Genomic DNA, 26274 nt, shown 5'->3' with positions numbered 1-26274 from the left:
CGATTATTCCTTCACGACCGGCACACCAGAGCTTTCCGGAATGTCGGACGCAGGCGCAATGTTATTTTCGAGGCGTTTAATTTTACGTTCAGCGCGCGCAAGAGAAACACGGACTTTTAACCAGAAAAGACCACAAACCAGCCAGCCAATGGCAAAGCCCGCAGCAAATAAGACCGCCAGCAGGCTCGATACCCGGTACTCGCCCTGCGCCAGCAGATAGTTAAACGTCACCTGTTGGTCGTTTTGTGCACCCAATGTGACTGAAATGACAAAAATCGCCAATACCAGTAAGAAAATGAGTAAATATTTCACATTACTTCCCGTTATGTGGTTCAAGCGAATAAAGTGTGTTCAATTCACCGCAATCAGTCTTATAAACTACCATTTTAGTGACGGGCGCGAAACGGAAAAAGTAACGCGCCAGCTATGGATTTATGGGCGAAAGACGGATTATCAACCGTCAACCGTCACTTTGCTCCCTTTCGGCAATTTCTTCTTTCTCTTCGAGCGGTGGCGTTAACGGACCGCAGAGTCGTTCGGCAAGCCAGGTCGCCAGCGTGACCAGCAGCCATGAGATCAGCGTAGCGACCACCAGGTCCTGCGGCCAATGCATCCCCAGCAATAGGCGGCTGCCCATCACTCCGGTCGCCCAGGCCAGTAAAATCACGATAGTCACGGTTCGACGTCTCGGCCAGAGTAATCCAACGCCCAGTAACGCCCAACTGGCCGCAAACATGGTGTGGCCAGAAGGAAACGCGAACCCCGTCTCTTTTTGCCAGTGTTTACGCAAAAACTTCGGAATATCCTGCTGTTCAGCAAGCTGTTCTTTCACCAGTGCGCCACGATCTTTACGTTTTAAATTGTAGAATTCATCCACAGGAATATGGTGAGTTTTTTCCAGCCAGACGACAAAAGGCCGTGGCTCCTGAACGCGATCTTTAACCCAGGATTTCACGCCCTGACCAATCAAAATGGCAGCACCGAGGATCGCAAAAAGCATTAGCGCTGCCCGCAGTCGAAAACGCAGACACCACAGAAACCACGCGCAGAGAAGGACATGGGTAATAATTCCCCACGGCTGTGTGACGGTTTCCGTTATCCAATATAACGTTTTCAGCCATGCCGCATTCTGCCCAGGCTGCCACATCCAGCCCGAAACCCATACGGCCAGAGGCATAATCAGTAAAATGGCCGCACCTGCTGCCGTACGTCTGGCGATTGAAAGCATGTCTTCTCCTTTTTTGCTAAGCGTCACAATCATAACTGAAATTTATTCGATACGTGGATATGTCGGATCGTGCGTTTAACGTTCATATAGCATGGTGCCCATTAGGTGAACATGCTGAGCTTGTGGCAAAATGAACTGATACAGAAAGCAAAACAGGCGAAAGGCACGGCACGTGTCAGCCTACTCTGGAGAATCACATGCAGCTTAAACGTGTGGCAGAAGCCAAACTGCCAACCCCATGGGGCGATTTCCTGATGGTGGGATTTGAAGAACTGGCAACCGGACAGGATCATGTCGCGCTGGTGTACGGCGACATTTCAGGGCAGACACCGGTTCTGTCCCGCGTACATTCGGAGTGTCTGACGGGTGATGCGTTGTTCAGCCTGCGCTGTGATTGCGGTTTCCAACTGGAAGCAGCGCTGACTCACATCGCAGAGGAAGGCCGTGGGGTTCTGCTCTATCATCGTCAGGAAGGCCGTAACATTGGTCTGCTGAATAAAATCCGCGCCTACGCGCTGCAGGACCAGGGCTACGATACGGTGGAAGCGAACCATCAGCTCGGCTTTGCCGCCGATGAGCGTGACTTCACCCTGTGCGCTGATATGTTCAAGCTTTTGGGTGTAGATGAAGTTCGTCTGTTGACCAATAACCCGAAAAAAGTGGAAATCCTGACCGAGGCGGGGATCAATATCGTTGAGCGTGTACCGCTGATTGTGGGCCGCAATCCCAAAAATGCCCACTATCTTGATACCAAAGCCGCAAAAATGGGCCACCTGCTGAAAGAGTAAGAGCAAAAAGCCCGGCACGCGTGCCGGGCTGGTTTCGTCAATCCAGCATCTTACGAATCACGTAATGCAAAATACCGTCGTTCTGGTAATAGGTCAGCTCTGTTGCCGTATCAATACGACACCGGCACTCCAGTACCTCGGTTTTTCCGTCTGCCCGCGTTAATTTCACTGGCACCGTTTTACCGGGCTGTAAATTTTGCAGACCACTAATGTCAATCTGCTCCTCTCCGCTCAGGCCCAGCGTTTTACGCGTGACGCCCTGCGGAAACTCAAGCGGTAGGATCCCCATCCCAATAAGATTCGAGCGGTGAATTCGTTCGAACGATTCGGCAATGACCACACGAACACCAAGCAGACGCGGACCTTTCGCTGCCCAGTCACGGCTTGAGCCAGAACCGTACTCTTTCCCGGCGATCACCGCCAGCGGCGTACCTTCCTGTTGATATCTGACAGCCGCATCATAAATCGAAACGACTTCCGTACCTGGCAGATAGCGCGTCATGCCCCCTTCCACGCCCGGAACCATCTCGTTACGGATGCGAATATTGGCAAACGTCCCGCGCATCATGACTTCATGGTTACCGCGACGCGACCCGTAGGAGTTAAAGTCACGGCGTTCGACACCCCGACTTTGCAAATAACGGCCTGCCGGGCTGTCGGCTTTGATGCTCCCTGCCGGAGAGATATGGTCCGTAGTGACAGAATCTCCCAGCATCGCCAGAATGCGCGCGCCGTGGATATCTTTAAGCGGCGCAGGTTCAGCCTGCATTTCATCGAAGAACGGCGACAGGCGAATATAGGTCGAATCATCCTGCCAATCATAGGTATCCGACCCTGCGACGTTGATGGCTTTCCATTCCGGCGTACCTTCAAAGACTTCCGCATACTCTTTGCGGAACATCTCGGTTGACACTTTTTCAACGGCCAGCGCGATCTCACGCGAAGACGGCCAGATATCTTTCAGGTAGACCGGGTCATTCTTGCGATCGTGACCAATAGGGTCGGTCACCAGGTTGATATTCATGTTTCCTGCCAGCGCATATGCCACCACCAGCGGAGGCGAGGCGAGCCAGTTAGTTTTCACCAGCGGATGTATGCGCCCTTCAAAATTTCGGTTGCCGGAAAGGACTGCGCCTACCGTCAGATCACCCTGTTTGATCGCCGTTTCAATCGGCTCAGGAAGTGGGCCAGAGTTACCGATGCAAGTGGTGCAACCGTAACCCACCAGGTTAAAGCCCAGTTCGTCGAGATACGGTGTCAGTTTGGCCTGAGCCAGGTAATCCGATACGACTTTGGAGCCCGGTGCCAGCGAAGCCTTGACCCACGGCTGAGGTTTTAGCCCAAGCTCAACCGCTTTTTTGGCCAGTAGACCTGCTGCCATCAATACGCTGGGGTTTGAGGTATTGGTACAGGAAGTAATGGCTGCAATAACCACCGCGCCATCCGGGAGCTGATACTGATGCCCGTTCAGGACATAGTCGATCGGGCGATGATCTTTTTGCGCCACGTTCACTTCCAGCGCATTGCTGGCGGCAAACGCTTTGGGCACGTCAGTCAACGCGACCCGATCCTGAGGGCGTTTCGGCCCGGCAAGGCTCGCCTCAACGCTGCCCATATCGAGCTCAAGCGTGCTGGTGAAGACCGGTTCATCGCCCGGGTTGCGCCACATGCCCTGCGCTTTGGTATAGGCTTCCACCAGCGCGACCTGCTCTTCGCTGCGACCGCTAAGCCGCATGTATTCCAGCGTCACATCATCGATGGGGAAAAAGCCGCAGGTTGCACCATATTCCGGAGACATATTGGCAATGGTGGCGCGGTCGGCCAGCGGCAGCGAATCCAGCCCATCACCATAGAATTCAACAAATTTACCTACCACACCATGCTTACGCAGCATCTGAGTGACGGTGAGTACCAGATCGGTAGCTGTTATGCCCTCTGACAGTTTTCCGGTGAGCTTGAAGCCCACCACATCCGGGATGAGCATGGATACCGGTTGGCCGAGCATAGCGGCTTCGGCTTCGATACCACCAACCCCCCACCCCAGCACGCCGAGGCCGTTGATCATGGTGGTATGTGAATCCGTTCCCACCAGCGTGTCCGGATAAGCCACCCACTCTTTATCCTGCAGTTCACTCCAGACGGCTTTACCCAGGTACTCAAGGTTAACCTGATGGCAAATTCCGGTGCCTGGTGGCACGACGCTAAACCGGCTGAATGCCTGTTGTCCCCACTTCAGGAAGACATAGCGCTCGTGGTTGCGCTCCATCTCCAGACGCACGTTCTCGCCAAAGGCGTCGTCATCACCAAAGCGGTCGACGGTTACGGAGTGGTCAATGACGAGGTCCACAGGGGAAAGCGGATTCACTTTTGCGGTATCCCCGCCGAGGCGTTTAACGGCCTCGCGCATAGCGGCTAAATCAACCACTGCGGGAACACCGGTGAAGTCCTGCATCAGGACCCGGGCCGGGCGATAAGCGATTTCTCTGTCGGCGTGGGCATGCTTCAACCACCCTGCCAGCGCCTGGATATCTTCGAGGGTGACAGAATCACCATCCTGCCAGCGTAAGAGATTTTCCAGCAAAACTTTCAAGGACTTGGGTAAACGCGAAATGTCCCCAAGCGTCCTGGCAGCCAGCGGCAGGCTGTAGTAATGCCAGGTTTTATTTTCTGCCTGTAATGTGTCCTTACTGGCTTCGCGTAGGGTTAACGACATAAGCTCCTCCTTAATTACAGAGATGTCCTGACAATCATCAGGGCCGTAATTAAAGATAACACAAAGACGCTGTAACGTTTTGATAACAACCCAAATTGATAAATTCAGATGTGTTCAGAAGGTGAAAACAAAAAACCCCGCCGCAGCGAGGTTTTACAATTTAACGGAAGGCCAGCCAGATGAGCTGGCTCCAGAACAGAATCGACACGGTAAAAACGCCGATCCATGACCAGTATTTATGAGACGTCGTGTTATTCATCATAGGGACACCAGGCATTATTTATAAACGTTTCCGAGGTCGCCCTCAGTTCTATATTACTGATGTGTATTTATTAAAGAGTACAAAAATGCGGAGTCACTATTCAGACTATTTGCATCATTACGCAATCAACTAAATTATTGTTTTTTGGGTTCGTCTTCCGCGAACACATCAATAAAGGCTTGCTGCTGCGGCGTCAGTTTCCAGGATGCAGGCACAGTATTCGCAGGTGCTTTCCGCACCTTGTGACCATTGTCACGATGCTGACGCATCTGTTTTACCGTCTCTGTTCGTACCGTCAGTGCCATAGTTAACCCCAATATTTCCATGCCAGGAGAGCAACCACCGCCCAAAAGGAGGCGGAGACGAGAAAGACCGCCAGCCAGGCTTTACGCTTAAGCGCAGGATCCCTTTGCGGTTCTTCACTTCCAGAAGGCATTGCTAACCTCATACAATCGACATCGCTTATCATTTAGGACCAAACAATTGGTACAATTAATCATCTGTTGAGATAAATCCTAAAGAAACTTTAGCCGAAAAGCCAGTGAATTTATGCATTGGGAGGTATGAAATATTCAATCTTTTGACCAGAAATAAATAACTGAAAAGAAATATTTGCGAAGCGTCAAATTAGTTTCTACTTTTGTCGCCAATTCACGACATTATAACCCTGCAGATAAAATGGGTAATGACATTATATGGCAGGGGAAGCGTAGATGATGATAATTCTAATTTAGCTTTGAGACGTTATTTCGGTATCTTTCCCTGATGGAAAGATACCGGGAGTGATTATTTTGCCGGGAGTTTGATGTCTTTAAACATCTCTTCAATATCTTCATTCGAGCGTAATGCGACGGCAGTATCAACCACGTCACGTGTTAAATGCGGGGCAAAGCGCTGAATAAAATCATACATATAGCTACGCAGGAAGGTACTGCGACGGAATCCAATTTTCGTTGTGCTGTGGCTGAAAATATCGTGCGCATCAAGACGCACCAGATCGGGGTCTGAAACCGGATCAACCGCCATGCTGGCAATGACACCCACCCCAAGGCCAAGCCGTACATAGGTCTTAATAACGTCAGCATCGGTGGCGGTAAAGACAATACGCGGCGTTAATCCTGCGCGGTTAAAGGCTGTATCAAGTTCTGACCGTCCGGTGAAGCCGAATGTATAGGTCACTAAAGGATATTGCGCCAGCTCTTCAATAGTCACCGACCCTTTACCCGCCAACGGGTGATCGGGAGTCACCACAATCGAACGGTTCCAGTGGTAGCACGGGAGCATAACCAGATCGTCATACAGGTGAAGTGCTTCCGTCGCGATGGCAAAATCCGCGTTTCCCTTCGACACCGCTTCAGCAATTTGCGTCGGTGACCCCTGATGCATATGCAAAGAGACGCGCGGATAACGCTCAATAAAGCCCTTAATAACACCTGGCAAGGCATAACGCGCCTGGGTATGCGTCGTGGCAATATACAGTGAGCCTTTGTCCGGCCAGGTATGCTCCCCCGCCACAGACTTAATCGCGTCGACTTTAGAGAGGACTTCCCGCGCAATGCGGATGATTTCCTGTCCTGCCGGCGTTACCTGCGTGAGATGTTTGCCGCTGCGGGCGAAAATCTGGATACCTAATTCGTCCTCCAGCATACGCACTTGTTTGCTGATGCCAGGTTGCGAGGTATAAAGCCCCTCAGCGGTAGACGAGACGTTAAGGTTGTGATTCACCACCTCAACGATATAACGAAGCTGCTGTAATTTCATGCCAGACCATCCGATTTAGCGCATGCGGTCAATCGCTTAAGACGATTTAATAATAAAAAACAGATTAACTATAACCACTATATCATTTATAGCCTGACTGTATAGTACGGAACAAAAAATAATAACAAGGTAATAAAAAAGGGCCGGAAATCCGGCCCTTTTACAGGTAAGTTACGGTTAGGGAAGATTATTTCTTGCCTTCAACCCATTTGCCATCGACAAAGAAGGCTGACCATCCGGTCGCTTTACCCTCTTTCTCTGCCGCAACGTACTGCTGCTTAGTTTTACGGCTAAAACGCACCACGGTTTTGTTGCCTTCCGGATCCTGCTGTGGCGCATCGGCCAGATACCGCAGTTTCTCAGGCAGACGATCGCGGAAGCGATGCAACTCTTCCACCAACGGTGCGCGCGTTTCACGCGATTTCGGGAAGGTGTTGGCGGCAAGGAAGACACCTGCGGCGCCGTCACGCAACACGAAGTACGCGTCTGATTTCTCACACGGCAACTCAGGCAGCGGAACAGGATCTTCCTTCGGCGGCGCCACCTCACCATTACGCAGAATTTTGCGCGTGTTTTTACACTCGTCGTTAGTACACGCCATGTACTTACCGAAACGCCCCATTTTCAGGTGCATTTCAGAACCACACTTCTCGCACTCCACAATCGGACCGTCATAGCCTTTGATGCGGAATTCACCCTCTTCGATCTCGTACCCGTCACACGTTGGGTTATTACCGCACACGTGCAGTTTACGTTTTGGATCGATCAGGTAGCTGTCCATTGCCGTGCCGCATTTTTTACAACGGCGTTTGGCGCGCAGGGCGTTGGTTTCTGCGTCATCACCTTCCAGCACGTTAAGAACTTCGTTCTCAGGAACCAGGTTAATGGTGGTTTTGCAGCGCTCTTTTGGCGACAGCGCATAACCGGAGCAGCCAAGGAACACGCCCGTTGTTGCAGTACGGATCCCCATCTTGCGGCCGCAGGTTGGGCAGTCGATGCTGGTCAGTACCATCTGGTTAGGCAGCATCCCGCCTTCTTCAGGATCTTTCTCCGCTTTTTCAAGCTGACCGGTAAAGTCGCTGAAGAAGCTGTCGAGTACCTTTTTCCATTCCGCCTGATGGCTGGCAACCTGGTCGAGGCTGTCTTCCATCTGCGCGGTGAAATCGTAATTCATCAACTCGCGGAAGTTGGCTTCCAGACGGTCAGTCACGATTTCACCCATTTTCTCCGCATAGAAACGACGGTTTTCAACGCGTACGTAGCCACGGTCCTGAATGGTCGAGATGATTGACGCGTAGGTCGACGGACGACCAATACCGCGTTTTTCCAGCTCTTTCACCAGGGAGGCTTCGCTGAAGCGCGCAGGCGGCTTGGTAAAGTGCTGAGCCGGGATCAATTCGACCAGAGACAGCTCGTCACCTTTGTTAACCGCCGGCAACGTGCGGTCTTCATCACCTTTACGCAACGCTGGCATGACTTTCGTCCAGCCATCGAAGCGCAGGATGCGGCCACGCGCCTTCAGTCGGAAATCACCTGCGCCGACAGTCAGCGTGGTGGAGTCGTACTGCGCTGGCGTCATCTGACATGCTACGAACTGGCGCCAGATCAGCTGATAAAGCTTCTGCGCGTCGGCTTCCATGTCTTTCAGCGACTCGGCTAAAACAGAGACGTCAGAAGGACGGATCGCTTCGTGCGCTTCCTGAGAGTTCTCTTTGCTGGCGAACTGATTGGCACTTTCCGGCAGGTATTTCTTACCGAAATTGTCACTGATGTAGCTGCGCACCATGTTAACCGCGTCCTGGCTCAGGTTGGTTGAGTCGGTACGCATGTAGGTGATGTAACCCGCTTCATACAGGCGCTGGGCCATCATCATGGTTTTCTTTACGCCATACCCCAGACGCGTGCTTGCAGCCTGTTGCAGCGTAGAGGTAATAAACGGCGCACCTGGCTTGCTGCTGGTGGGTTTATCTTCACGCTCCAGCACCTGATAGCGTGCTTTTTCCAGCAGCGCCACGGCGGCCATGGTCTGGTCGCGGTTTTCAGGGCGGAACGGTTTGTCGTTCTGATGGCTCACCTGCAACGGCAGAGCGTCACCGCCCGGCGTGGTCACATTGGCGTCGACTTCCCAGAACTCTTCCGGCACGAAGGCTTTAATTTCGCGCTCACGCTCGACGACAAGACGCACAGCGACAGACTGCACACGACCTGCAGACAGGCCACGGGCAATCTTCTTCCACAGCAGTGGAGAGACCATGTAGCCCACAACGCGGTCCATAAAGCGACGCGCCTGCTGGGCGTTTACACGGTCGATATTCAGCTCGCCCGGCTTCTCAAACGCCTGGCGAATCGCATTCTTCGTAATTTCGTTAAACACTACACGGCTGTAGCGTTTGTCATCACCACCGATCACTTCCCGCAGGTGCCACGCAATGGCTTCCCCTTCGCGGTCAAGGTCGGTTGCGAGATAGATGTGGTCTGCTTTTTCAGCAAGCTGCTTCAGCTCGTTAACGACTTTTTCTTTCCCGGGCAACACTTCATATTGTGCATCCCAGTTATGCCATGGGTTAACCCCCATGCGGTTGACAAGCGCGCTACGTTCATCCTTTTTAGGCTTTTTGGCCCCTTTGGTGGAGGTAGAGTCTGCGCTCTTTTTGCTGGCTGAGCCACTGGTCGGCAAATCGCGGATATGACCCACGCTGGACTTAACCACGTAGTCATTACCCAGATACTTATTGATCGTTTTGGCTTTTGCCGGGGACTCAACGATGACGAGAGCTTTACCCATATTCACCTTTACCTAATTTAATTCTTCCAGGAATACGCCGCACGTTGATTTCCCTTCCGCTGACGGCGAGCCAATGATATTGCGGCCGCGTCAGGAGATATCAACCCCTTTGTCTTACCGGACGTCAAAGAAAACACGCCCAGGTGATTGAGTTATCGGGTATTTTTCTCACATTTCGTATAATTCGTGACGAATTCCCGGTCGAATGTCAAGCAATTCTGTTGCCAGAATGACGAAAGCGCACACTCTACCTGATAAAATTCGTTACGCAACTTTATTAGCATGCAAAAGCAAATCCCGCCAGCCAGGCCCCTGCTCCTTATCCCCTCAGATTACAGGGAAAATTTGCCCCCAAAGCGCGCTCGGCGTAGACTATTGTCACTGTTTAAGGAGTGGATTATGCAGAATACGACCCAACCTATTGACCGAGCCTCTCTGCTTATCGAAGCAAACAAGCTTATCCGTGACCATGAAGATACGCTGGCAGGCATTGAAGCCACAGGCGTAGAGCAGCGCAATGGCGTGCTGATTTTCAGCGGCGAATACTTCCTTGACGAACAGGGGTTACCGACCCCGAAAAGCACCGCCGTGTTTAACATGTTTAAATACCTGGCGCATACGCTTTCAGAGAAATATCACCTGGTCGATTAATGCAAAACGCGAGGCATGTGCCTCGCGTTATTGTTTACAGCAGCGGTTTTTGTCCGCGCTGCAGCCAGCGGAGCAGCAGGCGGTCCGCACTCTCTGCCGCACTGTTGGTGAAGCGGTCAAGCAGTCGCTTACGTTGGGTATAACGCACGCCGACCAGCTCACGCCCGTCCATCAGATTCAACAACAGGTCGTCACTGGTACCCACTTCATCCACCAGCCCTTTCTCCTGCGCCTGGATACCGTACCAGTGCTCGCCCGTCGCGACCTGTTCAATATCGAGCGTGGGGCGCATACGGTGCACAAAGTCTTTAAAGAGGTGATGCGTTTCATTCAGGTCTTCACGGAATTTCTGTCTCCCTTCTTCCGTGTTTTCACCGAGCAGCGTCAGGGTCCGTTTGTACTGACCCGCCGTGTGAAGTTCGATATCAATCTCTTTATTCTTCAGGAAACGGTTAAAGTTAGGGATCTGCGCGACCACACCGATTGAGCCAATAATGGAGAACGGCGCGGCAACAATTTTGTCCGCTACGCAGGCCATCATATAACCCCCGCTCGCCGCCACTTTGTCCACCGCAACGGTTAATGGGATCTGTTTTTCACGCAGACGCTGCAACTGTGAGGCTGCCAACCCGTAACCGTGAACGACACCGCCAGGGCTTTCAAGACGCACGACAACCTGATCCTGCGGGGTCGCCACGGCCAGAACGGCAGTCACTTCCTCCCGCAGCGAGGAAACTTCATGCGCATCCATACTCCCCTTAAAATCGAGTACATAGACACGTGGCGTAGCCTTATCCTGCGGCGCATTGAGCTTTGCTTTTGCCTTTGCCGCTTTGGCTTCCTGTTTGTGCTTTTTCTTCTGCGCTTTCTGCCACAGTTTTTGTTGATGACTATCAAGCAGCGCCAGAGACATATCTTCCTGCATCTCTTTATATTGCTCGCTCAGACGCGTGATGCGTAACTCCCCACGCTGACGCTTGCGCTGCGTCAGGTTGACAATCAGAACGGCAACCACTGCGATGGCAATGACAACCGTCGCGATTTTGGCCAAAAACAACCCATATTGAGAAAGTAATTCCACGCGTTCCACCTTGATTTAACCACGAATCTTTCACGGCAGTGTACAACAGCCCTGCCCATGCGTCTCGCTCGTGACATTACCTCTGCGAGCCGTCTTCAGGAATCCCCGGCCTGGAGTTTAAATATTTGCAAATTGTTAATTTTACAGTAATGCGTCCTGTAGACTGATTGAATTATTAGGCTAATTCGGGCATAAAGCCGAAAAGTCATCATGAAGGCGTCATCGCGTCACTGTACGCCTGAGGAGTCACCGTGCATTATCAACCACAAAAAAACCTGCTACAGAACCGGATCATTCTCGTTACCGGTGCCAGCGACGGAATTGGCCGCGAGGCGGCTCTGACGTACGCTGAATATGGCGCAAGCGTTATTCTGATTGGCCGCAACGAAGAGAAATTGAAAGGTGTCGCGCAGGAAATTGAAGCTGCTGGTGGAACACTGGCGGCGTGGTACACGCTCGATTTACTCACCTGCACTCCCGAAGTGTGCCAGGAACTCGCCCAACGCATCAGTACCCGCTACCCAGTACTGGACGGCGTGCTGCACAACGCCGGCTTGCTTGGGGATGTTTGCCCAATGGATGAACAGGATCCTGATACCTGGCAGCAGGTGATGCAGGTCAACGTCAACGGGACGTTTTTCCTTACCCAGGCATTGCTTCCTTTATTACTCAAATCTGAGTCAGGCTCGCTGGTCTTCACCTCTTCCAGCGTGGGTCGCGAAGGCCGGGCGAACTGGGGAGCTTATGCCGTATCAAAATTCGCCACCGAAGGCATGATGCAGGTGCTGGCGGAGGAATATCAGAGCCGCCATCTGCGCGTAAATTGCATTAACCCCGGTGGAACGCGCACCAAAATGCGTGCCAGCGCGTTCCCGACCGAAGATCCACAGAAGCTGAAAACTCCGGCTGATATAATGCCGCTCTATCTCTGGCTAATGGGCGATGACAGTCGCCGCAAGACAGGGATGACCTTTGACGCCCAGCCAGGCCGTAAACCAGGAATTTCCCAATGAGTGAAGAACGCCATCAGCAGCGCCAGCAGCGTCTGAAAGAACAGGTCGATGCTCGCGTCGCGGCAGCCCAGGACGAACGCGGGATCATTATCGTGTTCACCGGCAACGGTAAAGGTAAAACCACTGCCGCATTTGGTACCGCTACGCGTGCCGTCGGGCACGGGCAGAAAGTCGGTGTCATCCAGTTTATCAAAGGCATATGGCCCAACGGCGAGAGGAATTTGCTTGAGCCTCATGGCGTCGAGTTTCAGGTAATGGCGACCGGGTTTACGTGGAATACCCAGAACCGGGAAACCGACACCGCCGCCTGTCTCGCCGTCTGGGAACATGCCAAAAGAATGCTGGCCGATCCCTCGCTAAACATGGTGTTACTGGATGAGATCACCTATATGGTCGCCTACGACTACCTGCCTCTGGAAGCAGTGCTGGGTGCGCTGAAGAACCGACCTGCACATCAGACGGTGATCGTCACGGGGCGTGGGTGTCATCGGGATATTCTGGAGCTGGCAGATACCGTTAGCGAGCTGCGTCCGGTGAAACATGCGTTTGATGCGGGTATCAAAGCGCAAATCGGTATTGATTACTAAAAAAAGCCCGGTCACGCTGACCGGGCTTCTGTTTTAACCGTTGTTGTTACGGCTGCCGGAACGGCGGTTGCTGCTCACCTGGCTGTGGCGTTTCACCGCACGACGGATCTGATTCGCCTTCATGCGACGACGATCTTTCTCTACTGCCACTTTAGAGGTGGTTTCTGGCGTCAGACCAACCAGCTCGCGCAGATAGTTAGTTTGCGTCAGATCCAGTTCGGTATAACCGCCACGCGGCAGACCTTTTGGCAGCAGAATGTCGCCGTAACGGACGCGGATCAAGCGGCTCACCTGAACGCCAACGGCTTCCCACAGACGACGTACTTCGCGGTTACGGCCCTCGGTCAGCGTTACGTTGTACCACTGGTTAATACCTTCACCACCGGTAAATTTGATGGTTTTGAACGCTGCAGGACCGTCTTCCAGCTGAACGCCGCGCGACAGATCGCGCAGTTTATTCTCATCAACCTGACCAAAGACGCGCACGGCGTATTCACGTTCCACTTCACGGCTTGGGTGCATCAGACGGTTTGCCAGTTCACCATCGGTGGTAAACAGCAGCAGACCGCAGGTATTCACGTCCAGACGACCTACTGCAATCCAGCGAGCGCCACGCAGTTTAGGCAGACGGTCAAACACCGTCGGGCGACCTTCCGGGTCGTTGCGGGTACACAGTTCGCCTTCCGGCTTGTAGTAAGCCAGCACGCGGCAAATCTGTTCAGCGGACTCTTTTACGGAGATAAGATGACCGTCAATACGGATCTTCAGCCCCGGTACAATTTCTACGCGGTCGCCCAGCGTGGCGATTTTACCGTCCACACTCACGCGGCCCGCTTCAATAATGGCTTCGATTTCACGGCGTGAGCCGTGGCCGGCGCGCGCCAGCACTTTCTGTAACTTCTCGCTCATTGAGCTTCCTCAGGTGTCGCCTTCACAGGCGTCGAATCAGGTCAAAAGAGGGCTTACCCCTGCTTTGATGGCCGCGTAGTATATCTGCTTACACCATTACAAGAAAGGCTTAACATCACCCACGCCTTCACGAATCACTTCTGGTGCATCTTCGGTCAAGTCGACCACGGTGGTCGGCTGCTGTCCGAGATAGCCGCCGTGAATAATCAGCTCGACCACCTTCTCGAGACGATCTTTGATCTCTTCCGGATCGGACTCGGTAAACTCGCTCCCCGGCAGCATCAGCGAGGTCGAGAGCATCGGTTCGCCGAGGGTTTCCAGCAGCGCCTGCGCAATCGGGTTCGACGGTACGCGCATGCCGATGGTTTTACGTTTTTCCTGCAGAAGACGGCGCGGAACCTCTTTCGTCCCTTTCAGGATGAACGTGTAGTTACCCGGCGTATTGTTCTTAATCAGGCGAAACGCCACGTTATCCACATAAGCATAGGTCGACAACTCAGAGAGATCGCGACACATCAGGGTAAAGTTATGGCCGTCCGGCAGCTGGCGAATACGGCAAATGCGTTCCATCGCCCCTTTGTCTTCAATTTTGCAGCCCAGCGCATAGCCAGAATCGGTCGGATAGACAATGACACCGCCTTTGCGAACGATCTCTACGGCCTGGTTAATCAGGCGTGGCTGCGGGTTATCCGGATGGATATAGAAAAATTGACTCATACTTCCCTCTCTTCAATTTGCTGCGGCTGTTCCCAGAGCGTCCAGACAGGCTCAACGCCAGCGGGCAGCCAGAGCTTGCGCCCCAGTTCGATCCAGGCGCAAGGCTGATGGAAATCAGACCCTTGTGACCCAAACAGGCCGAACTGACGGGCATAAGTTGCGAGCTGCGCGCGCTCATTGGGCGCCTGCTGACACTGGGCGACTTCCATCGCCTCACCACCGCATTCGGCAAAGTGTGCCAGCAGTCTTTTCAGCCATTTAGCAGAAAGATTATATCGCCCCGGATGGGCCAGCACGGCCTTGCCACCAGAATGATGAATCACATCAATAGCTTGTTTTATTGTACACCACTGTGGCGGAACGTATCCGGTTTTCCCGCGAGCAAGATATTTTTTAAAAACATCCGCCATTGTCGTGGCTTTGCCCGCCTCTACCAAAAAACGGGCGAAATGACCGCGCGTGACCGCCCCGCCGTTCGCCAGCTTTTGAGCACCTTCCAGCGCGCCCGGAATATGCGCCTTTTCCAGACGTTCACCAATCATCTCTGCGCGCTGGTTGCGGCGCGTTTTTTGTTCTTGCAAAAAGGCCCGAAGTGCCGGATGGTCTATATCGATATTCAGGCCAACAATATGAATTTCATGGTTTTCCCAGACGGTGGAGATTTCGACACCGGACACCAGATTAAGCGCCAGCCCGCTGCGGGCGATTTCGGCGCGCGCCGCCGGAATGGCATCTGTCGTATCGTGATCGGTTATCGCCAGCGTACCGACGCGCATTTCAACGGCACGATGAACCAGGTCCTCGGGTGTCAGCAGGCCATCAGAGGCCTGTGTATGGCTGTGTAAATCATAAATAATCGCGTAGGTGGTATCGCTCAAAGCACTTCCCATAGCAGGTTGGAGACATCCGAAACCGCCATGATACCGACTTAACGTGAAATTCTGAAATCAAGGGTTGACAACTCGCCATCGAACTAGTTAACTAGTACGCAAGTTCACACGAGAAAGGTATCTGAAAATGACAGCACATTTCACTCTGCACGGTTGGTGGCGCACTTCCTGATCATCGGGCAGTGTCACGCGTCTGCGAAATGCAAACAGATACCCAGCCCGCTACTAAGCGGGCTTTTTTTTGAACAGAATAAATGAGAACAACATCATGCAAACAGCCAAACCACACCTCGAACTGCTAACCTGCGAGGCGGCCTATCGCCACAACCCCACCGCGCTGTTTCATCAGGTGTGCGGTGCTCGCCCGGCAACGTTGCTGCTGGAATCTGCGGATATCGACAGCAAAGACGATCTCAAGAGCCTGCTGCTGGTTGACAGCGCGTTGCGCATTACCGCTTTAGGTGACACTGTCACCATTAAGGCACTGTCAGAAAATGGCGCGTCGCTGCTGCCGCTGCTGGATACCGCCCTGCCTGCCGGAATTGAAAATGAACGTCATCCGGAAATGCGGGTTCTGCATTTCCCGCCGGTCAGCCAGTTGCTGGATGAAGATGCACGTCTCTGTTCTCTGTCCGTTTTCGATGCTTTCCGCCTGCTGCAAAACCTGGTGTCCGTACCGGAAGATGAGCGTGAGGCAATGTTCTTCGGTGGGCTGTTTGCGTATGACCTGGTCGCGGGTTTTGAAGATTTGCCGGAAACAGAGCAAGGCAACCGCTGCCCTGACTACTGCTTCTACCTGGCGGAAACCTTGCTGGTGATCGACCATCAGAAAAAATATACCCGCATTCAGGCGAGCCTGTTCACGCCGTCTGTGTCTGAAAAACACCGTCTTGAACACCGCATCTCGCAGCTGCAGCAGCAAATGACAGAAGCACCGCCTGCGCTTCCGGTGCAGCGCGTGGAGAAGATGACATGTGACGTCAACCAGACTGACGATCAGTACGGCGCCGTTGTTCGCCAGATGCAAAAAGCGATTCGTGCCGGTGAAATTTTCCAGGTTGTCCCTTCCCGTCGCTTCTCTCTGCCCTGCCCGTCTCCGCTGGCGGCCTACGACGTGCTGAAGAAAAGCAACCCGAGTCCGTACATGTTCTTTATGCAGGACAACGATTTCACCCTGTTTGGAGCGTCACCAGAAAGCTCACTGAAATACGATGCCACCAGCCGCCAGATTGAGATCTACCCCATTGCCGGGACGCGTCCGCGCGGTCGCCGTGCTGATGGTTCACTGGATCGCGATCTCGACAGCCGCATCGAACTCGAAATGCGTACCGACCACAAGGAGCTTTCCGAGCACCTGATGCTGGTCGATCTGGCGCGTAACGACCTGGCACGCATTTGTACTCCGGGTAGCCGTTACGTCGCTGACCTCACCAAAGTCGACCGTTATTCATTTGTGATGCACCTGGTTTCCCGAGTGGTCGGTGAACTGCGCAGCGACCTCGACGTGCTGCACGCCTATCGCGCCTGCATGAACATGGGAACCCTGAGCGGTGCGCCAAAAGTCCGCGCCATGCAGTTGATTGCCGGTGCCGAAGGCCGTCGTCGCGGTAGTTACGGCGGTGCGGTGGGTTACTTCACCGCCCACGGCGATCTTGATACCTGTATCGTAATCCGTTCTGCCTATGTCGAAGACGGTATTGCCACCGTCCAGGCGGGCGCAGGCATTGTTCTTGATTCTGTTCCGCAGTCTGAAGCTGACGAAACACGCAGTAAAGCGCGTGCGGTACTTCGCGCCATTGCTACCGCACACCATGCACAGGAGATTTTCTGATGGCTGACATTCTGCTGCTCGATAATATCGACTCCTTTACTTATAACCTTGCAGATCAGCTACGTGCGAATGGTCATAACGTCGTTATCTACCGCAACCACGTGCCGGCACAGACGCTGATTGACCGACTGGCCACCATGCAAAACCCAGTGTTGATGCTCTCTCCAGGACCCGGTGCACCGAGTGAAGCTGGCTGTATGCCAGAACTGCTGACGCGTATGCGCGGAAAGCTGCCGATTATCGGTATCTGTCTCGGCCACCAGGCCATCGTTGAAGCCTATGGCGGCTACGTTGGCCAGGCGGGCGAAATTCTGCACGGCAAAGCATCCAGCATCGAACATGACGGTCAGGCGATGTTTGCCGGGTTGCCTAACCCACTCCCGGTGGCGCGCTACCACTCGCTGGTGGGGAGCAACATTCCAGCCGGGCTGACCATTAACGCCTCGTTTGAAGGGATGGTGATGGCGGTGCGTCATGATGCGGATCGCGTCTGCGGTATGCAGTTCCACCCGGAATCGATTCTGACCTCTAACGGTGCTCGTCTGCTGGAACAAACTCTCGACTGGGCATTACAGAAGCTGGAACAGACTAATACCCTGCAGCCGATTCTGGAAAAACTGTACCAGGCGCAGACCCTGAGCCAGCAGGAAAGCCACCAGCTCTTCTCCGCCGTGGTTCGCGGCGAGCTGAAACCTGAACAGCTTGCTGCTGCACTGGTGAGCATGAAAGTGCGCGGTGAAAGCCCGCAGGAGATCGCCGGTGCCGCTACGGCCCTGCTGGAAAATGCCGCTCCGTTCCCGCGCCCGGACTATCCGTTTGCCGATATTGTTGGCACCGGCGGTGACGGCAGCAACAGCATCAACATCTCCACCGCCAGCGCCTTCGTGGCGGCGGCGTGTGGTTTGAAAGTCGCGAAACACGGTAACCGCAGCGTTTCCAGCCGGTCAGGCTCTTCCGATTTGCTCGCCGCATTCGGTATTAATCTCGATATGAACGCCGAGCGTTCCCGTGAAGCGCTGGATGACCTGGGTGTCTGTTTCCTGTTTGCGCCGAAGTACCACACTGGTTTCCGCCACGCGATGCCGGTCCGTCAGCAGCTCAAAACCCGTACGCTGTTTAACGTACTGGGGCCACTTATCAACCCGGCTCATCCGCCGCTGGCGCTGATTGGCGTCTATAGCCCTGAACTGGTGCTGCCGATTGCTGAGACACTGCGTGTTCTGGGATATCAACGTGCCGCCGTGGTCCACAGTGGAGGAATGGATGAGGTGTCGCTGCATGCGCCAACGCTGGTAGCCGAACTGCGCGACGGCGAGATCCTGAGTTATCAGCTGGAAGCAGCCGACTTCGGTTTAGCACCGTATCACCAGGAAGCGCTGGCAGGCGGTACGCCGGAAGAAAACCGTGACATTCTGACGCGCTTATTACAAGGTAAAGGAGAGGTCGCTCATGAGGCCGCCGTTGCTGCCAACGTCGCCATGCTGATGCGTTTGCACGGAGAGGAAGACCTGAAGGCCAACGTTCAAAAAGTTCTGGATGTACTGCGCTCTGGTGCAGCTTACGATCGCGTTACCGCACTTGCGGCAAGAGGGTAAAGAATGCAGACCGTTTTAGCGAAAATCGTTGCCGATAAGACCATCTGGGTGGAAGCACGCAAGCAACAACAGCCGCTTGCCAGTTTCCAGAATGACGTCGTTCCAAGTAGCCGTCGTTTCTATGATGCCCTGCAGGGTGCACGCACTGCGTTTATCCTTGAGTGCAAAAAAGCGTCCCCGTCTAAAGGTGTTATCCGTGACGATTTCGACCCAGCGCGTATCGCTGGTATTTATAAGCATCATGCGTCCGCCATTTCTGTGCTGACGGATGAGAAATATTTCCAGGGCAGCTTTGATTTTCTGCCCATCGTCAGCGGCATCGCACCACAGCCGATTCTGTGCAAAGACTTTATTATCGACCCGTATCAAATCTGGCTGGCGCGCTTTTACCAGGCTGACGCCTGCCTGCTAATGCTCTCGGTGCTAGACGACGAACAGTATCGCCAGCTTTCTGCCGTGGCACACAGTCTGAACATGGGCGTGCTGACAGAAGTCAGTAATGAAGAAGAACTGGAACGCGCGATTGCGCTGGAAGCCAGAGTGGTCGGCATTAACAACCGCGATCTTCGCGACCTGTCGATCGACCTCAACCGCACCCGCCAGCTCGCGCCGCGTCTGGGCTCCGGTGTGACGGTGATCAGCGAGTCCGGTATTAACAGCTACGCGCAGGTACGTGAGTTGAGCCACTTCGCCAACGGTTTCCTGATTGGCTCCGCCATGATGGAACATGACGACCTCAACGCTGCGGTGCGCCGGGTGTTGCTGGGTGAAAACAAAGTGTGCGGCTTGACCCGCGAACAGGATGCCCGGGCTGCGTATGACGCGGGGGCGATTTACGGCGGGCTGATTTTTGTCGATTCATCTCCACGAGTTGTCAGCGTAGAACAGGCGCGCGAGGTGATAGCGGCAGCGCCGCTCAGCTATGTCGGCGTTTTCCGCAATGCGGATATCACGGACGTGGCGGCAAAAGCCGACGCTTTATCCCTGAGCGCGGTCCAGCTCCACGGTGATGAAGATCAGGCGTATATAGACGCTCTGCGTACCGCGCTGGCACCGCAGGTGCAGATCTGGAAAGCACAGACCGTAGGCGACACCCTGCCAGCGCGTAATCTTAATCATGTTGATAAATACGTGCTGGATAACGGTCAGGGCGGCACCGGTCAGCGTTTTGACTGGTCGCTGCTGAATGGTGAAAAGCTGGATAACGTCCTGCTGGCGGGCGGATTAAGCCCGGATAACTGCGTGGAAGCCGCCAAAACGGGCTGCGCAGGCCTCGATTTCAATTCAGGCGTAGAGTCGCAACCGGGTATCAAAGATGCCAGCAAGCTGGCCTCGGTATTTAAAACTCTGCGTGCATATTAAGGAAGAGAAGATGACGACATTACTAAACCCTTATTTTGGTGAGTTCGGTGGGATGTACGTCCCGCAAATCCTGATGCCCGCTCTGCGCCAGCTGGAAGAGGCGTTTGTCAGCGCGCAGAAGGATCCGGCATTTCAGGCTGAATTTACCGACCTGCTGAAAAACTACGCTGGTCGTCCAACGGCACTGACCAAGTGTCGCAACCTGACCGAAGGCACCAAAACCACGCTGTACCTTAAGCGCGAAGATTTGCTGCACGGCGGCGCACACAAAACTAACCAGGTGTTGGGTCAGGCGCTGCTCGCCAAACGTATGGGTAAAACCGAAATCATCGCCGAGACCGGCGCGGGTCAACACGGTGTGGCATCGGCACTGGCCAGTGCCCTGCTCGGCCTGAAATGCCGCATTTATATGGGCGCAAAAGACGTTGAACGTCAGTCGCCGAACGTGTTCCGTATGCGCCTGATGGGTGCAGAAGTGATCCCGGTTCACAGTGGTTCAGCCACGCTGAAAGATGCCTGTAACGAAGCGCTGCGCGACTGGTCTGGCAGCTATGAAACCGCGCACTATATGCTCGGTACCGCTGCGGGTCCTCACCCGTTCCCGACTATCGTACGTGAATTCCAGCGCATGATTGGTGAAGAGACCAAAGCGCAGATCCTTGAAAAAGAGGGTCGTCTGCCGGATGCGGTGATCGCCTGCGTCGGCGGTGGATCTAACGCTATCGGCATGTTTGCCGATTTCATCGACGACACCCGCGTTGGCCTGATTGGCGTTGAGCCTGCTGGTCATGGAATTGAAACGGGTGAGCATGGTGCGCCACTGAAGCATGGCCGCGTTGGGATCTACTTCGGTATGAAGTCCCCGATGATGCAGACCGACGAAGGCCAGATTGAAGAATCATACTCTATCTCAGCGGGCCTGGATTTCCCGTCGGTTGGGCCACAGCATGCGTACCTGAACAGCATTGGTCGTGCGGATTATGTTTCCATTACCGATGATGAAGCGCTGGAAGCATTTAAAACATTGTGTCGCAGCGAAGGGATTATCCCGGCGCTGGAGTCATCTCACGCACTGGCACACGCGCTGAAAATGATGAAAGAAAACCCGGAGAAAGAGCAGCTGCTGGTGGTTAACCTTTCCGGTCGCGGTGACAAAGATATCTTCACCGTTCACGATATTCTGAAAGCACGAGGGGAAATCTGATGGAACGTTACGATAACGCATTTGCAGAACTGAAATCCCGCCAGGAAGGCGCTTTCGTTCCCTTCGTTACCCTGGGCGACCCGGGCCCGGAACAGTCGCTGAGGATTATTGATGCCCTGATTGAAGCCGGTGCCGATGCGCTGGAGCTGGGTATCCCGTTCTCTGACCCGCTGGCGGATGGCCCAACCATTCAGAATGCGACGCTGCGCGCCTTTGCGGCGGGCGTAACGCCAACCCAGTGCTTTGAGATGCTGGCCGCCATTCGACAGAAACACCCGACAATCCCAATCGGCCTGCTAATGTACGCCAACCTGGTGTTTAACCGCGGGATCGATGAGTTCTATGCCGAGTGCGCACGCGTGGGTGTTGATTCTGTACTGGTGGCGGATGTGCCGGTTGAGGAATCTGCACCGTTCCGCCAGGCAGCAATGCGCCACAACGTTGCCCCGATTTTCATCTGCCCACCGAATGCTGATGACGAGCTGCTGCGCCAGATTGCCTCTTACGGTCGCGGGTATACCTACCTGCTCTCCCGTGCGGGCGTGACCGGTGCTGAGAATAAAGCCGCACTGCCGCTGCATCATCTGGTAGAAAAGCTGGCTGAATACCATGCCGCACCGCCGCTGCAGGGATTCGGGATTTCCTCTCCTGAACAGGTCTCGGCAGCGATTGAAGCAAAAGCAGCAGGGGCGATTTCCGGCTCGGCTATTGTCAAAATCATCGAGAAGAACGTTGATAAGCCCGAGCAGATGCTGGCCGAACTGAAAACATTCGTAAGCGCAATGAAAGCCGCAACCCGAAGAGCATAACCCCTTCGCCGTCTGGCAACTCCGCCAGACGGTTCCCTTCTTCTTTTTATACTCCCTCTTCACTTTACAGCATTAATATCAACTGCAATAAATAGCAAACTAATACTTAATTACCCACTTCACTAAACAGGCAGTCAACAATATCGTTTTGTCGATTTACTTATTATAAGGAAAGTATAATGTATGCGCATGTTTGCTATTGCAATAATATTTGGACAACATGTTGAGAAATTTCATTTTTGGCTGGGAAGAGTGTGACCTGAGTATTTACCGTCAGGCATATGCTACTTATGGCGGTAGTGTATGCACACATCCGGATGTGCTAACTTACCTTTCGAGCAAACGAAATAAAGAAATCAAGTTCTTTTGCAGAAAAAAAGATGGCATTGTCGTTTCATCAATTTATTCTATTAATGGGTCACTGAATCTCTACTCAAAATCACATCCTTTTGTTTTTGAGGATATAATTTTACCCAGCGCCACCCATTCAAAATCCTTTCTTCCCGTCAGGACGAAAAAACTTTCACCACTACAGAAAAGTTCATTCATCAACTCCTTCAGCAGTAAAATGCTGAATGATGAGATATGTCACATGAAACCGCTATTTTCTACAAAAACGGTTAGAAAAAGAAATGGGGAAAGGAGTCGTTTTCTCAAGCTTGGAGGTGAAATACTGGATGTGAACAATCTTTCCACTGACGAGATTTGCGACAGTTACATAGACTTGTTTAATGTTCGCTGGCGCGGCAAAGTATCGCCCTACCCAAGAGAAAATCTACTGGATGCCATTAATAGCTTGAGACATATGATTTTTGGATCCGCACTCGCAATCAATAAGAAAATCATAGCCATTGATTTAATATTTAAAACCGAATGCCCCGGGTGGATTTACTTCGACGACATCAATGGAGGATACGACCCTCAATACAATAATATTGGTGCGGGAAGCATCTTGCTTTGGGAAAATTATAATCGAGCCAGAGAACTGTGTGAGCAGAATGAGAAAAAAATCATTTTCTCTCTTGGGAAATACTTCAGCGGAATGGAGTATAAAAAACAGTGGTGCAACATTAGTCCATTGAGGTGTGTATTTTAATTACGTTTTGATGAAAAACCTCACGCTCACCTACTATAGTTAATCTATTGTCCCTTCACAAACACACTCACATTATGCTTTTTTCTGTCAGATCTTATTTTCACGGGCGCATGCGGTTAATGCTCGCCATTTTGGCCGGAGTAACCTGCTTTGTAGCCCTTCCCCCTGATCTGGGATATCTGCAACGGCTGCTGATAGGCTGGAATGTGCTGGCGTGGCTATATCTGTGCTTTATGTGGTTTCGTATGTTACGTACTGATGTGCGGGATATTCCGCATATTGCCAAAATTCAGGATGAGAGCGCGGGGCTGGTGCTGGGCATGGTGATAATCGGCTGCCTGGCCAGCATTCTGGCGATCCTCATTGAGCTAACCTCACTCAAGCACCTCACCGGATCGCCGCGCGTGCTGCATCTGCTGTTGACGGGCACCACGCTGGCCGTTTCCTGGGCCTTACTGCCCACCTCATTTGCGATGCATTACGCTCACCACCATTACCTGCACCGAACTAAAGACGTCATACCCATGATTTTTCCAGAAAAACCGGAGGAACCCGGTTACTGGGATTTTCTTTATTTTTCGTTCACCATCGCGGTAGCGTCACAAACTGCCGATGTGGCGACCGGTACCACCGACATGCGGCAAATTACGTTGCTCCAGTCGGTGATTTCTTTTGTTTTCAATCTGGCGATTCTGGGTCTGTCAGTAAACGTTGGAGCCGGGCTACTGAGCTAAACCCATCTGAATTTCCGCATCGAAGAAACAACTCAGTATAACCGGTGTTCAGTGCTATCTCTGTTCCGAAGTCGTGCTGCCGTTGGGTGAGCAGCACGGTTTAATGATTGAGGTCATAAAAACAGGCAGTATTTTGGAGAGCAGTTTTGGAGAAACAAAAAACGTTATATATTCCAGTCCGTTAAATCAACATACTCCTTCTGAGTTCAGAGGCTTTCTCATGTCATGGCAATACTTTAAACAGACTTACCTGGTTAAGTTCTGGTCACCTGTACCGGCCGTTATCGCGGCGGGGATCCTTTCTACCTACTATTTCGGCATTACCGGCACCTTCTGGGCCGTCACCGGCGAGTTCACGCGCTGGGGTGGGCAACTGCTACAACTGGCTGGGGTACATACCGAAGAGTGGGGTTACTTTAAACTCATTCATCTGGACGGCACACCGCTCACCCGCATCGATGGGATGATGATCATGGGTATGTTCGGAGGATGTTTAGCTGCGGCGCTATGGGCAAATAACGTCAAGCTGAGGCTGCCTAAAAGCCGAATCCGTATTCTGCAGGCGATTGTCGGCGGCATGATTGCCGGCTTCGGCGCGCGTCTGGCGATGGGGTGCAACCTTGCCGCCTTCTTCACTGGTATTCCTCAGTTTTCACTGCATGCCTGGTTCTTTGCCGTCGCCACGGCTATCGGCTCTTACTTTGGCGCAAAATTTACCCTTCTCCCGCTGTTCCGTATTCCGGTCAAAATGGTCAAGGTGAGTGCAGCTTCTCCACTGACGCAAAAGCCCTCTCAGGCCCGTCGCCGCTTCCGCCTGGGTATGTTGGTCTTTTTCGCCATGCTGGCGTGGGCGCTGTGTACAGCCCTGAACCAGCCGAAACTCGGTCTGGCGATGCTGTTTGGCGTGGGTTTTGGCCTTCTCATTGAACGCGCACAGATCTGCTTTACTTCGGCGTTTCGCGATATGTGGATCACCGGCCGCACGATGATGGCGAAAGCGATTATCGCCGGGATGGCGGTCAGTGCCATCGGCATCTTCAGCTATGTCCAGTTAGGTGTCGAACCGAAAATCATGTGGGCAGGTCCTAACGCGGTGATTGGCGGTCTGCTGTTTGGCTTCGGGATCGTGCTGGCTGGCGGGTGTGAAACCGGCTGGATGTACCGCGCCGTTGAGGGTCAGGTGCATTACTGGTGGGTGGGTCTGGGAAATGTTATCGGCTCGACGATACTGGCTTACTTCTGGGACGACCTCTCCCCTGTGCTTGCCACCAACTGGGACAAGGTGAACCTGCTGAGCACCTTCGGCCCCCTCGGCGGTCTACTGGTCACTTATGGTCTGCTGCTGGTAGCCTTTTTACTGGTTGTCGCACAGGAAAAACGTTTCTTCCGCAGAGCCACTGTTAAAAACCAAACGCAGGAGAATGCCGCATGAAAGAGATCGTGCCTGATTATCGCCTGGATATGGTCGGCGAACCCTGCCCCTATCCGGCAGTTGCCACACTTGAAGCGCTTCCGCAGCTCAAAAAAGGTGAAATTCTGGAAGTGGTGAGTGACTGTCCGCAGTCCATCAACAATATTCCGCTGGATGCCAAAAACCACGGTTACACGGTGTTAGATATCCAGCAGGACGGACCGACCATCCGCTATTTAATTCAGAAATAATGCTGTCACGGACGCCCCTATCTGGGGTGTCTCTCCCGCCTCAAAACCTGCCTTATATCCCACTTTGACCGCGAATACAGTGAATGTCATTACAACAGCACTACACTTTAAGTGGATAAAAAACAAACAGGAGGTGTGGCATGTTTAATTCGATTCTTGTTCCTGTCGATATCTCTGAGAGTCGCCTGACCGAACAGGTGATCCCTTATGTACAGGCAAACGCAGCAATCAGTAACGGTAAAGTTCATTTTCTGACGGTCGTTCCCTCTTTCCCCTACTACTCCTCTCTTGGGCTGGCCTATTCTGTTGAGATGCCAAAACTGGCGGAAATACAGCAGGAGGCGCTGGAGAAACTCAATGAGATGGTAAAACAGTTCAATTTGCCCGCAGAACGCGTTCAGACACATGCCATTTCTGGCGCGCCTAAAGACCAGATCCTGAAACTGGCAGACAGTATCAACGCAGACCTGATCATTATTGCCTCTCATCGGCCTGATATTACGACCTATCTGTTAGGCTCAAACGCGGCAGTCGTTGTCCGCCACGCAAAATGTCCGGTGCTGGTTGTGCGCTAGGGGAAATTCTGCAGAAAGACT

General features: G+C 53.1%; 27 protein-coding genes and 1 other annotated feature. Of the genes, 15 read left to right on the top strand and 12 right to left on the bottom strand.

Annotation, left to right across the window (positions count from 1 at the left end):
* Positions 1-3: 3 nt before the first annotated feature.
* Together AC0XWG_RS17585 and pgpB are read right to left on the bottom strand one after the other, a co-directional pair.
* Positions 4-312 carry a LapA family protein gene (locus AC0XWG_RS17585; protein ID WP_023312067.1) on the bottom strand — a complete coding sequence of 103 codons (309 nt, stop codon included), beginning with the start codon at positions 310-312 and terminating at the stop codon, positions 4-6.
* Positions 313-460: 148 nt separating this feature from the next.
* The gene (gene pgpB, locus AC0XWG_RS17580; RefSeq protein WP_475680858.1) at positions 461-1228 is read right to left on the bottom strand and encodes a phosphatidylglycerophosphatase B; all 768 of its coding nucleotides are present in this window, start codon (positions 1226-1228) and stop codon (positions 461-463) included.
* A 197-nt stretch (positions 1229-1425) separates the two neighbouring features.
* Between pgpB and ribA the strand changes: the two genes are divergently transcribed.
* Positions 1426-2016, top strand: a complete 591-nt coding sequence (gene ribA, locus AC0XWG_RS17575; protein ID WP_028013401.1) for a GTP cyclohydrolase II — start codon at positions 1426-1428, stop codon at positions 2014-2016.
* A gap of 37 nt (positions 2017-2053) precedes the next feature.
* On the opposite strand, the gene acnA is transcribed toward ribA, so the two are convergent.
* From acnA to topA, 6 genes are all read right to left on the bottom strand, one after another.
* On the bottom strand, positions 2054-4729 hold the full coding sequence (gene acnA, locus AC0XWG_RS17570; protein ID WP_475680857.1) for an aconitate hydratase AcnA: 2676 nt from the start codon (positions 4727-4729) through the stop codon (positions 2054-2056).
* Positions 4730-4889: 160 nt separating this feature from the next.
* Complete coding sequence (gene ymiC, locus AC0XWG_RS17565) at positions 4890-4988, bottom strand: small membrane protein YmiC (RefSeq protein ID WP_049006961.1); 99 nt, start codon at positions 4986-4988, stop codon at positions 4890-4892.
* A 137-nt stretch (positions 4989-5125) separates the two neighbouring features.
* Positions 5126-5296: a hypothetical protein gene (locus AC0XWG_RS17560; protein ID WP_032666965.1), complete on the bottom strand. Its 171-nt coding sequence runs from the start codon at positions 5294-5296 to the stop codon at positions 5126-5128.
* 2 nt (positions 5297-5298) lie between these two features.
* Positions 5299-5439, bottom strand: a complete 141-nt coding sequence (locus AC0XWG_RS17555; RefSeq protein WP_218064857.1) for a YmiA family putative membrane protein — start codon at positions 5437-5439, stop codon at positions 5299-5301.
* Between the two features lie 338 nt (positions 5440-5777).
* Positions 5778-6752, bottom strand: a complete 975-nt coding sequence (cysB, locus tag AC0XWG_RS17550) for an HTH-type transcriptional regulator CysB (RefSeq protein WP_006175683.1) — start codon at positions 6750-6752, stop codon at positions 5778-5780.
* Between the two features lie 187 nt (positions 6753-6939).
* Positions 6940-9537, bottom strand: coding sequence for a type I DNA topoisomerase (topA, locus tag AC0XWG_RS17545; RefSeq protein ID WP_028018800.1), 2598 nt, complete (start codon positions 9535-9537; stop codon positions 6940-6942).
* 399 nt (positions 9538-9936) lie between these two features.
* Between topA and AC0XWG_RS17540 the strand changes: the two genes are divergently transcribed.
* Positions 9937-10188 (top strand): YciN family protein, encoded by a 252-nt coding sequence (locus tag AC0XWG_RS17540; RefSeq protein ID WP_023312072.1) that lies wholly within the window; start codon positions 9937-9939, stop codon positions 10186-10188.
* A 34-nt stretch (positions 10189-10222) separates the two neighbouring features.
* Here AC0XWG_RS17540 and sohB read toward each other — a convergent pair whose 3' ends face one another.
* Entirely contained in the window at positions 10223-11269 is a 1047-nt protein-coding gene (gene sohB, locus AC0XWG_RS17535; RefSeq protein ID WP_028018799.1) for a protease SohB, read from the bottom strand.
* Positions 11270-11520: 251 nt separating this feature from the next.
* On the opposite strand from sohB, the gene AC0XWG_RS17530 reads away from it, so the two are divergent.
* Both AC0XWG_RS17530 and cobO read left to right on the top strand, forming a co-directional pair.
* The gene (locus AC0XWG_RS17530; protein WP_028018798.1) at positions 11521-12282 is read left to right on the top strand and encodes a YciK family oxidoreductase; all 762 of its coding nucleotides are present in this window, start codon (positions 11521-11523) and stop codon (positions 12280-12282) included.
* Positions 12279-12869 (top strand): cob(I)yrinic acid a,c-diamide adenosyltransferase, encoded by a 591-nt coding sequence (gene cobO, locus AC0XWG_RS17525; RefSeq protein ID WP_028018797.1) that lies wholly within the window; start codon positions 12279-12281, stop codon positions 12867-12869. Before AC0XWG_RS17530 ends, cobO begins: the two co-directional genes overlap by 4 nt.
* 33 nt (positions 12870-12902) lie before the next feature.
* Here cobO and rluB read toward each other — a convergent pair whose 3' ends face one another.
* The 3 genes from rluB to rnm all read right to left on the bottom strand — a co-directional run bounded on the left by rluB (position 12903) and on the right by rnm (position 15385).
* Entirely contained in the window at positions 12903-13778 is an 876-nt protein-coding gene (gene rluB, locus AC0XWG_RS17520) for a 23S rRNA pseudouridine(2605) synthase RluB (RefSeq protein ID WP_008502809.1), read from the bottom strand.
* A 96-nt stretch (positions 13779-13874) separates the two neighbouring features.
* On the bottom strand, positions 13875-14495 hold the full coding sequence (locus AC0XWG_RS17515) for an L-threonylcarbamoyladenylate synthase (protein ID WP_003856793.1): 621 nt from the start codon (positions 14493-14495) through the stop codon (positions 13875-13877).
* Positions 14492-15385 carry an RNase RNM gene (rnm, locus tag AC0XWG_RS17510; RefSeq protein ID WP_128347586.1) on the bottom strand — a complete coding sequence of 298 codons (894 nt, stop codon included), beginning with the start codon at positions 15383-15385 and terminating at the stop codon, positions 14492-14494. Before rnm ends, AC0XWG_RS17515 begins: the two co-directional genes overlap by 4 nt.
* Positions 15386-15512: 127 nt before the next feature.
* Between rnm and trpL the strand changes: the two genes are divergently transcribed.
* The 11 genes from trpL (at position 15513) to uspF (ending at position 26253) form a co-directional block, all read left to right on the top strand.
* The gene (gene trpL / locus AC0XWG_RS17505; RefSeq protein WP_106993556.1) at positions 15513-15557 is read left to right on the top strand and encodes a trp operon leader peptide; all 45 of its coding nucleotides are present in this window, start codon (positions 15513-15515) and stop codon (positions 15555-15557) included.
* Positions 15534-15628, top strand: a sequence feature (Trp leader region). Its footprint overlaps the gene before it by 24 nt.
* A 25-nt stretch (positions 15629-15653) precedes the next feature.
* A complete protein-coding gene (locus tag AC0XWG_RS17500) occupies positions 15654-17216 on the top strand; it encodes an anthranilate synthase component 1 (protein ID WP_049006894.1) in 1563 nt (520 codons plus the stop codon).
* Positions 17216-18811, top strand: coding sequence for a bifunctional anthranilate synthase glutamate amidotransferase component TrpG/anthranilate phosphoribosyltransferase TrpD (trpD, locus tag AC0XWG_RS17495; protein ID WP_028018794.1), 1596 nt, complete (start codon positions 17216-17218; stop codon positions 18809-18811). The genes AC0XWG_RS17500 and trpD overlap by 1 nt, the downstream gene beginning before the upstream one ends.
* Positions 18812-18814: 3 nt before the next feature.
* A complete protein-coding gene (gene trpCF, locus AC0XWG_RS17490) occupies positions 18815-20173 on the top strand; it encodes a bifunctional indole-3-glycerol-phosphate synthase TrpC/phosphoribosylanthranilate isomerase TrpF (RefSeq protein ID WP_128347585.1) in 1359 nt (452 codons plus the stop codon).
* Positions 20174-20183: 10 nt separating this feature from the next.
* Positions 20184-21377 (top strand): tryptophan synthase subunit beta, encoded by a 1194-nt coding sequence (gene trpB, locus AC0XWG_RS17485; RefSeq protein WP_049006888.1) that lies wholly within the window; start codon positions 20184-20186, stop codon positions 21375-21377.
* A complete protein-coding gene (trpA, locus tag AC0XWG_RS17480; RefSeq protein ID WP_128347584.1) occupies positions 21377-22186 on the top strand; it encodes a tryptophan synthase subunit alpha in 810 nt (269 codons plus the stop codon). The genes trpB and trpA overlap by 1 nt, the downstream gene beginning before the upstream one ends.
* Positions 22187-22406: 220 nt before the next feature.
* Positions 22407-23282 (top strand): GNAT family protein, encoded by an 876-nt coding sequence (locus AC0XWG_RS17475; RefSeq protein ID WP_128347583.1) that lies wholly within the window; start codon positions 22407-22409, stop codon positions 23280-23282.
* A gap of 74 nt (positions 23283-23356) precedes the next feature.
* Positions 23357-24016, top strand: coding sequence for a DUF1345 domain-containing protein (locus AC0XWG_RS17470; protein ID WP_128347582.1), 660 nt, complete (start codon positions 23357-23359; stop codon positions 24014-24016).
* 220 nt (positions 24017-24236) lie between these two features.
* On the top strand, positions 24237-25448 hold the full coding sequence (gene yedE / locus AC0XWG_RS17465) for a selenium metabolism membrane protein YedE/FdhT (protein WP_134708120.1): 1212 nt from the start codon (positions 24237-24239) through the stop codon (positions 25446-25448).
* A complete protein-coding gene (gene yedF, locus AC0XWG_RS17460; protein WP_003856774.1) occupies positions 25445-25678 on the top strand; it encodes a sulfurtransferase-like selenium metabolism protein YedF in 234 nt (77 codons plus the stop codon). The genes yedE and yedF overlap by 4 nt, the downstream gene beginning before the upstream one ends.
* A 140-nt stretch (positions 25679-25818) precedes the next feature.
* Positions 25819-26253, top strand: coding sequence for a universal stress protein UspF (gene uspF / locus AC0XWG_RS17455; protein WP_028018787.1), 435 nt, complete (start codon positions 25819-25821; stop codon positions 26251-26253).
* Positions 26254-26274 lie beyond the last annotated feature (21 nt).

Source organism: Enterobacter sp. DVT3837 (genome assembly GCF_056238685.1).
Note: the sequence above shows the minus strand (reverse complement) of the source record. Positions and strands in the feature narration are given on the sequence as shown.